This is a genomic window from Kitasatospora sp. NPDC057015 (assembly GCF_042673745.1).
In the GTDB taxonomy this organism is placed as follows: Bacteria; Actinomycetota; Actinomycetes; order Streptomycetales; family Streptomycetaceae; genus Kitasatospora.
The window spans coordinates 146057-154891 of record NZ_JBHUSG010000016.1 but is presented as its reverse complement, the minus strand read 5'-3'; the positions used below and the strand labels follow the sequence as shown (position 1 = coordinate 154891).

Annotated in this window: 6 protein-coding genes and 1 pseudogene; 5 read left to right on the top strand and 2 right to left on the bottom strand. The window is 74.3% G+C overall.

Annotated features, from left to right (window positions below):
- Positions 1-64 precede the first annotated feature (64 nt).
- Both ACFTWP_RS18035 and ACFTWP_RS18030 read right to left on the bottom strand, forming a co-directional pair.
- Complete coding sequence (locus tag ACFTWP_RS18035; RefSeq protein ID WP_380265559.1) at positions 65-1096, bottom strand: methyltransferase; 1032 nt, start codon at positions 1094-1096, stop codon at positions 65-67.
- 98 nt (positions 1097-1194) lie between these two features.
- Entirely contained in the window at positions 1195-2256 is a 1062-nt protein-coding gene (locus ACFTWP_RS18030) for a nitrous oxide reductase family maturation protein NosD (protein ID WP_380265558.1), read from the bottom strand.
- Between the two features lie 346 nt (positions 2257-2602).
- On the opposite strand from ACFTWP_RS18030, the gene ACFTWP_RS18025 reads away from it, so the two are divergent.
- The 5 genes and pseudogenes from ACFTWP_RS18025 to ACFTWP_RS18005 form a co-directional block, all read left to right on the top strand.
- Positions 2603-3535 (top strand): deoxyribonuclease IV, encoded by a 933-nt coding sequence (locus ACFTWP_RS18025; protein ID WP_380265556.1) that lies wholly within the window; start codon positions 2603-2605, stop codon positions 3533-3535.
- A gap of 145 nt (positions 3536-3680) precedes the next feature.
- On the top strand, positions 3681-5786 hold the full coding sequence (locus tag ACFTWP_RS18020) for an MMPL family transporter (protein WP_380265554.1): 2106 nt from the start codon (positions 3681-3683) through the stop codon (positions 5784-5786).
- Between the two features lie 238 nt (positions 5787-6024).
- Positions 6025-7008, top strand: coding sequence for a sphingomyelin phosphodiesterase (gene sph, locus ACFTWP_RS18015; RefSeq protein WP_380265552.1), 984 nt, complete (start codon positions 6025-6027; stop codon positions 7006-7008).
- 113 nt (positions 7009-7121) lie between these two features.
- Positions 7122-7313, top strand: coding sequence for a YegP family protein (locus ACFTWP_RS18010; RefSeq protein WP_380265551.1), 192 nt, complete (start codon positions 7122-7124; stop codon positions 7311-7313).
- A 131-nt stretch (positions 7314-7444) separates the two neighbouring features.
- A pseudogene (locus ACFTWP_RS18005) lies at positions 7445-8593 on the top strand (glycosyltransferase family 4 protein); the annotation flags it as partial.
- Between the last annotated feature and the right edge of the window lie 242 nt (positions 8594-8835).

The window sequence follows — 8835 nt, the reverse complement described above, 5'->3', positions numbered from 1 at the left end:
GCGCGGGGGGGCCGGGCGCCCCCCCCCCCCCGGCCCCCCCCCCCCCCCCCCCACGCCCGGGGGATCAGGCCGGGACGACGCTCTCGAAGGCGTGCAGGTACGGGTTCACCGGGCGGATCTCGCCCAGCTCCAGGCCGGCCGCGGACATCAGGGCGACCATGCTCTTCTTGGAGTGCTTGGCGCCGCCGACGTTCAGCAGGAGCAGCAGGTCCATCGCCGTGGTGAAGCGCATCGAGGGGCTGTCGTCGACCAGGTTCTCCACCACCACGACCCGGGCGCCGGGGGCGGCCGCCGCGACCACGTTGGCCAGCGTGCGGCGGGTGCTCTCGTCGTCCCACTCCAGGATGTTCTTGATGATGTAGAGGTCCGCCTTGACCGGGATCTCCTCACGGCAGTCGCCGGGCACCAGCCGGGCCCGGGGGGCCAGGGCGCCGCCGTCGCGCAGCCGGGGATCGGCGTTCGCGACCACCTTGGGCAGGTCCAGCAGGGTGCCGTGCAGCCCCGGGTGCTTCTCCAGCAGGCTGGCCAGCACGTGGCCCTGCCCGCCGCCGATGTCGACGACCGAGTTGACGCCGGTGAGGTCCAGGTACTCGGCGAAGTCGGCGGCGGACTGACGGCTGGAGGTGGTCATGGCCTTGTCGAAGACCTTGGCCGACTCGCGCCCGTCGGTGTGCAGGTAGTCGAAGAACTCCTTGCCGAACACCTCCGGGAAGACGTTCCTGCCGGAGCGGACCGCCTCGTCCAGCCGGGGCCAGGCCTCCCAGGTCCACGGCTCGGTGCACCACAGCGAGATGTAGCGCAGGCTGTTCGGGGAGTCCTCGCGCAGCAGCCGGGACATGTCGGTGTGGACGAACCGGTCGCCGTCCGTCTCGGCGAAGATCCCGTAGCAGGAGAGTGCGCGCAGCAGCCGGCGCAGCGGCTTGGGCTCGGTGCCGAGGGCCGACGCGAGGTCGTCCACGGTGGTCGGCTGCTCGCCCAGCGCGTCGGCGACGCCCAGGCGGGCGGCCGCCCGTACGGCGGCGGCGCAGGCGGCGCCGAAGACGAGCTCGCGCAGGCGCATCGCTGCCTGCGGGTCGGTGGCGGGTGCGGTGGTCATGGGGCCGTCCTTCTGGTGGTCGGAGGGGAACAGCGGGGTGGGGCGGGGCGGTGGAGCGCCCCGCCCCGGCGGCGGGTGCGGCGGTGCCGGGGGACGGATCAGCAGTGCCCGGCCGGCTCGGAGACCGCGCAGTGGTTGCGGGAGAAGACGTTGGCCGTGCCGGTGTCCCGGTCGGCGAGGTCGGCGGGGCTGTTGCCGTCCACGTGGTTTTCGCTGACGGTGATCCGCGCGTTGGGGACGCCGACGACGCTGCGGAACAGCACGATGCCGCCGGACATCGACGAGGCGCCGACGTTGCCCCGGACGGTGTTGCCGGTCACCAGGGTGTCCTCGGCGCCGGTGAGGAGGATGCCGGTGCCCTGGATCGCGTCCAGCCGGGGGTTCGGCGGGCAGTACTTGTTGTTCTCGGTGACGGTGTTGCGGCTGACGGTCAGCGCGCCGGCCCGCGGGACGCCCTCGTCGCCGACGACGAACACCCCGCCGCAGTTCCCGTGGACGATGTTGCGGTCGATGCTGAGGTTGCGGGCGCGCCGGATGGTGACGCCGATCCGGTTGCCGCTCAGCATGTTCCGGCTGATCACCGCGCCCTCGGTGTCGATGGCGCCGCCCTCGTTGTCCACGGTGTTGGCGAGGAAGATGCCGGACTGGCCGTTGTCGGCCGCCTCGTTGCCGGTGAAGCTGCCCCGGACGGACTTCTCCTGGCTGATGCCCTGCTGGCCGTTGCCCAGCGCGCGGACGCCCCGGACGGTCATCCCGTCGGTCTCGCTGGCGTTGAGGCCGTTCTTGCGGAAGCCGGAGACGGTGAGCAGCTCGACCCGTACGCCGGTCAGCCGCGCGCCCTCGGCGCCGGCGACGCAGATGCCGTGGCCGGCGGTGGCGCAGGCGCCGGTGTCGGCCGGGTCCGGCGTGATCACGGTGTTCGGGCCCGCCCCGCGCAGGGTGAGGCCGGAGGTGGTGACCCGCACGCTCCCGCGGTACGTGCCGGGCAGCAGCTGGACGGTGTCGCCGGGGGCGGCCGCGTCCACCGCCTGCTGGATCGACTCGCCGGGCTGGACGAGGTGGAGGGCGGAGGCGTGCGCCGGGGGTGCGGCGCCCAGGGTGATCAGGGCCGTGGCGGTGGCGGTGGCCGCCGCGAGCTGGGGGACCCGTCGCGTGGGCATGATTCGGAACCTGCTTTCCTTGCACGGTCTCTGAGGCGCGGTGCGGTGGGTGACAGCCGGTCGGACCGACGTCCTCGGGCGCTGCTCCGCCGGGGCGCGCGGGCGGCACACGTGTCCGCCGGTTCGACGCTATGGGCGATGGTGCGGGCCCGCCACCGGGTGCGCCCGCCGGACTGACGGGGCGTCGGCCGGTTGTCGTAACGGGGTGTCAGACGGTCGCCCGCGGTACTCCCCGCCGTGGCGGGGGCCGGCGACCGCGGACACGCCGGCGGACCAGGACCGCGACCCTCCGCCCGGCCCCGGGGCCGGTGACCGGCGGCGACGAGGCTCGTGACAGGCTCTGGGCATGAACGCCGCTCCACTGCCGCCCGCCGTCCGCAACCCGATCGGGGCCCACGTACCGGTCGCCGCGAAGGGGCTGGCCGGGACGGGCCTGGCGTACGCCCGCCGGGTGGGCGCCGAGTCGGTCCAGGTGTTCGTGGCGAACCCGCGCGGCTGGGCCACTCCCCCGGGCAACCCGGCGCAGGACGAGGCCTTCCGCACCGCCTGCGCCGAGGAGGGCATCGCGGCGTACGTGCACGCCCCCTATCTGATCAACTTCGGCTCGGACACCGCGGCGACCCGCGCGCACTCCGTCGCCTCGCTGCGGCACTCGCTGCTGCGCGGGCACGCCGTCGGGGCGCTCGGCGTCGTCCTGCACACCGGCTCGGCGGTCGGCACCGCGGCGGACGGCGGCTCGCGGCGGGCCGAGGCGATGGCCCAGGTCCGTACGGACGTGCTGCCGCTGCTGGACGAGCTGGACGCACTGGGGGACGACGCGCCCCGACTGCTGCTGGAGCCGACCGCCGGCCAGGGCCGCTCGCTCTGCTCGCGGATGGAGGACCTCGCGGAGTACCTGGACGCACTGGACGGGCACCCGCGGGTCGGCGTCTGCCTGGACACCTGCCACGCCTTCGCCGCCGGCCACGACCTCGCCGCCGAGGGCGGGATGCGGGCCGCGCTGGACGCGCTGGTCGCCGCGGCCGGACCGGACCGGCTGCGCCTGATCCACGCCAACGACTCGGAGGACGCGGTGGGGGCCCGCAAGGACCGGCACGCCAACATCGGGGCCGGCCGGATCGGCGCCGCGCCGTTCCGGGAACTGTTCGAGCACCCGGCGACGCGGGGCGTCCCGCTGGTGGTCGAGACGCCGGACCGCAAGCACGGCGGCGACGGCACCGGGCACGCGGCGGACATCGCCAGGCTGAAGGAGCTGCGGGCGGCGGCCACCGCCCGCTGACCCCGCCACCCGCTGAGCCCACCACCCGGACCCGAGCCGTCCGGACGCGAGCCGTCCGGACCCGAGCTGCCGGGCCGGGTCGGCGGTGGCAGGGTGGAACGAGGGCTGTCCGGCCCGCACCGCCGCACCCGCGAGGGAGCACCCGATGAGTCCGACCCGCAGACTGGCCGCGCTGCCCTGTGGACGACGCAGCAAATGGGTCGTCCTGGTGCTGTGGATCCTCCTGGTCGTGGCGGCCGGACCGCTCGCCGGGAAGCTGATGAGCGCCGAGGACAACGAGGCCTCCAGCTGGCTGCCGGGCAACGCCGAGTCGACCCAGGTCCTGGTCGAGCAGCGGACCTACCAGCCGGTGGACACCGCCCAGGCCGTCGTGGTCTACCAGCGGACGAGCGGCATCACCCCGGCCGACCAGGCCAAGGCCGCCGAGGACGCCGCGTCCTTCGCCGGCGCACCGCACGTGGTCGGGACGGTGGTCGGACCGCAGCTGTCCAAGGACGGGCAGGCGATGCAGACGGTCGTACCCGTCGACATCGGCACCAACGGCTGGAACGACCTCAAACCGGCCGTCGACAGCATGCGCGCCACCGCCGCCGCCGACAGCAACGGCATGGCCACCCACGTCACCGGGCCGGCCGGGGTCGGCGCGGACCAGGCGGAGGCCTTCGCCGGCATCGACGGCACCCTGCTCTACGCGACCGTCACCGTGGTGATCGTCCTGCTGCTGCTGACCTACCGCAGCCCGGTGCTGTGGGTGCTGCCGCTGCTCGCGGCGGGCGTGTCGCTGGCCGCCTCGCAGGCCCTGATCTACCTGCTCGCCAAGCACGCCGGGCTGACCGTCAACGCGCAGAGCGCGGGCATCCTGATCGTCCTGGTGCTGGGCGCGGGAACGGACTACGCGCTGCTGCTCACCGCGCGCTACCGGGAGGAGCTGCGGCGTCACCAGGACCGCCACGAGGCGATGGCGTTCGCCCTGCACCGGGCCGGTCCGGCCATCCTCGCCAGCTCGGCCACGGTGATCGCCTCGATGCTGTGCCTGCTGGTCGCGCAGATGAACTCCACCCGGGGGCTCGGGCCGGTCTGCGCGATCGGCGTGGCGGTCGCGCTCCTGGCGATGCTGACCCTGCTGCCCGCCCTGCTGGTGATCTTCGGCCGCTGGGTGTTCTGGCCGGTCCGCCCGGCCTACGGGACGCCGGAACCGACCAGGACCGGCAACTGGGCGCACGTCGGCGGCTGGATCGCCAGGCGGCCGCGGAAGGTCTGGATCGGCACCGGACTGGCACTGGTGGCCTGCTGCCTCGGCCTCGTCTCGCTCAACGCCAACGGCCTGACCACCGCCGGGACCTTCACCGGCAAGCCCGACTCGGTGGTCGGCCAGCAGGTGCTGGTGGAGCACTTCCCCGGCGGCACGGGCGCTCCGCTCACCGTGATCAGTGCCGCCGGACCGGCCGGCGAGGTGCAGGCGGCGGCCGGCGCCACCCCGGGCATCGCCGCGACCACGGCGCCGGTGACGCACGGCGACATCGCGGTGTTCCAGGCCACCCTCACCGACCCGCCGGACAGCCAGGCCGCCAAGGACACCGTGGACCGGGTCCGCGGCGCCGTCCACGCGGTGCCGGACGCCGACGCCCAGGTGGGCGGCAGCACCGCGGTGATCCTGGACGCCGGCCGGGCCGCCGCGGCCGACAACCGGGCGATCATCCCGCTGGTGCTCGGCGTGGTGCTGGCGATCCTCGCCCTGCTGCTGCGCGCGGTGACCGCGCCGCTGGTGCTGATCGGCACGGTGGTGCTCAGCTACGCGGCGGCGCTGGGGATCAGTGCGTTCTTCTTCGCGCACGTCTTCCACTTCGAGGGGCAGGACAACGCGTTCCCGCTGTTCGTGTTCGTCTTCCTGGTGGCGCTCGGCATCGACTACAACATCTTCCTGATGACCCGGGTCCGCGAGGAGGCGGTCCATCACGGCACCAGGGCGGGGGCGGTCGCGGGCCTGGCCGCGACCGGCGGGGTGATCACCTCGGCCGGGCTGATCCTCGCCAGCACCTTCGCCGTGCTGGGCACCCTGCCGGTGGTGGGCTTCGCCGAGATCGGCTTCGCGGTGGCCCTCGGCGTCCTGCTGGACACCCTGGTGGTGCGGTCGGTGCTGGTCACGGCGCTCACCATGGACATCGACCGGCACATGTGGTGGCCGAGCCTGTTGTCGCGCCGGCGCGAGGAACTGACGGACCATCAGCCAGCGGAGGCGAGGAAGCCCTGACGGCCCACCGGCGGGTCGACCTCGCCGGCGGACCCGGGCGGAACGGACCGGGGTGCGGCGGACGAGGACGGGCCGGCGCCGGCCGCGGAGCGTGCTGATTCGGCCAGGTTGGCCAGACAAGTTTCGGTCGAGTTCACGCAACGATCTTCCGATGTCTTGCCGCACGTGACCCGCGGCGCGAAGACTGCCGGGCAGCCCGTCGATTGACGGGTTCAGGACACTTCCTCGCGGAGCACTGATGCCGTTCCCCACCCTCCGTCGTACCCCGCGCCTGGCCGCCGCCTGCGCGGTCGCCGCCGCCCTGATCGCCCCGCTCGGCGCGACCCCGGCGCAGGCCGCGCCCGCGCCCGTACCGGCGCTCAACGTGCTGACGTACAACGTCTTCCTGATGAGCAAGAACCTGTACCCGAACTGGGGCCAGGACTACCGGGCGAAGGCCATCGCCACGGCCGACTTCTTCCAGGGCCACGACGTGGTGGTGCTCCAGGAGGCCTTCGACAACGCCGCCTCCGACGCGCTCACCGCCCAGGCCTCCGCCGCCTACCCGTACCACACGCCGGTCGTCGGCCGCTCCACCGGCGGCTGGGACGCCACCGGCGGCAGCTACAGCTCCGCCACCCCGGAGGACGGCGGGGTCACGCTGCTCAGCAAGTGGCCGATCCTGCGCAAGGAGCAGTACGTCTTCAAGGACGCGTGCGGGGCTGACTGGTGGTCGAACAAGGGCTTCGTCTACGCCGTCCTGAACGTCAACGGCCTGCGCACCCACGTGATCGGCACCCACCTGCAGTCCACCGACACCGGCTGCTCGGCCGGCCAGCCGGCCGCCGTGCGCACCGCGCAGCTGCGCGCGATGCGCTCCTTCATCGACGGCAAGAACATCCCGGCCGCCGAGCCGGTGCTGATCGCCGGGGACCTCAACGTCGACTCGCACGGCGTGGAGTACCCCGCGCTGCTGGCCGACGCGAACCTCGCGCCCGCCGACAGCCGCACCGGCTGGGCCAACTCCTTCGACACCGTCGACAACTCGATCGCCGCCTACCGCTACCCCGGCGAGCCCAAGGAGGACCTCGACTACGTCCTCTACCGGGCCGACCACGCCCGGCCCGCGGCCTGGCACAACGAAGTCCTGCACGTGCACAGCTCACCCTGGACGGTGAGCAGCTGGGGCACCGCCTACACGTACACGGACCTCTCCGACCACTACCCGCTGAGCGCCGGCTGACCGCTCGCGGCCCCTCCCGGCGGCGGCACCCGTCCGACCGAATCCGGGATGCGGCGGCCCCGCGCCCGGCCTACGTTGCGCTGGGGGGCTACCGACGAGAGGTGAACAGTCCCATGGCAGGAAAGTTCGAGCTCTACACCGACGAGAGCGGGATGCACCGGTTCCGGCTCAAGGCGAGCAACGGGTCGGTCGTCGTGACCGGCGAGGCCTACGAGAACCGCGACGACTGCATCAAGAGCATCGAGTCGATCCGGAAGCTCGCGCCCTACGCGGAGCTCAAGGAGGGCGCGGGCAGCCCCGCCTGACCCCCGCGCGCACCCGGGCCGGCCACCGTCAGCGGTGGCCGGCCCGGGTGTCTCACGTTCGCCGACATGCGTTCGCCTGTTCGACATATCCCTTTGGCCGCACGCACGCCGGATGCGGAGAGAACGATGGCATGCGTGTCGCCATCGTCACCGAATCCTTCCCGCCCGAGGTCAACGGCGTTGCCCACAGCGTGCTGCGGACGGCCGAGCACCTCGTCCGGCGCGGCCACCAACCCCTGGTCATCACCCCGGCCCCCGCTCGCGGCGCGCACTGCCCGCCGCACTCCTTCGGCCCGGACGCCACCCCCATCCCCGTCGTCCGGATCCCCTCCGTCCCCCTGCCCGGCTACCCCCAGGTGCGGATCGCGCTGCCCAGCCGACAGCTCGCCGCCGCCATCTCCGGACACCGACCGGACCTCGTCCACCTCGCCGGCCCGTTCGTGCTCGGGGCCCGCGGGATGGAGGTGGCGACCGCGCTCGGCCTGCCGGCCGTCGCCGTCTACCAGACCGACCTGGCCGGCTACGCGCACGCCTACCGGGTCGGCCGGGGCCTCGGCGAGGCCGCCGCCTGGCACCGGATCAGGACGGTGCACCGCGCCGCCAGCCGCACCCTGGCCCCCTCCACCCCGGCCGCCCAGGACCTCACCGCGCACGGCGTGCCGCGGGTGCAACTCTGGCCGCGCGGCGTCGACTCCGCCCGCTTCCACCCCCACCACCGGGACGAGGCCCTGCACCGGGCCCTGGCACCCGGCGGCGAGGTGCTGGTCGGGTACGTGGGGCGGCTCGCGCCCGAGAAGCGGGTCGACCTGCTCGCCGGGGCGTCCGCACTGCCCGGCGTCCGGGTGGTGGTGATCGGGGACGGCCCGTCCGGCCCCTCGCTGCGCGCCGCCATGCCGGGCGCGGTGTTCCTCGGCCGCAAGACCGGCGCCGAGCTGGCCCGCTGCTTCGCCAGCCTGGACCTGTTCGTGCACACCGGGCCGCTGGAGACCTTCTGCCAGACCATCCAGGAGGCCATGGCCAGCGGACTCCCGGTGGTCGGACCGGCCGCCGGCGGGCCGCTCGACCTGATCAGCCACCACCGCACCGGCCTGCTCGTCCCGCCGAGGGACGGCCGCGCCGTCACCGCGGCGGTCGCCGCCCTGGCCGCCGACCCGGACCTGCGGTCGGCGTACGGGCGGGCCGGCCGGGCCGAGGTGACGGCCCGGACCTGGGAGTCGGTCGGGGACCTGCTGCTACGGCACTACGAGGAGGTGCTCGCCGAGCACCGGGCCGGGGCCGCGCCCGCGGGTACCGGTACGGGTACGGGTACGGGCTCGATGTCGGGTGCCGGTTCGGTGGCGGGTGCGGGCTCGGTGCCCTCCGCGAGCCCGGCTCCTGCGGCGCCCCCGCTCGCCGCGGTGCAGGCGGTGCAGATCGCGCAGGCGGTGGACGCGGTGGACGGCGCGCACCCGGTCCAGGCGGCGGACCCGGCGGACCTGGTGGCCGCGGACGCGCACCACCCCGTGGACGCCGCGCCCGCCCC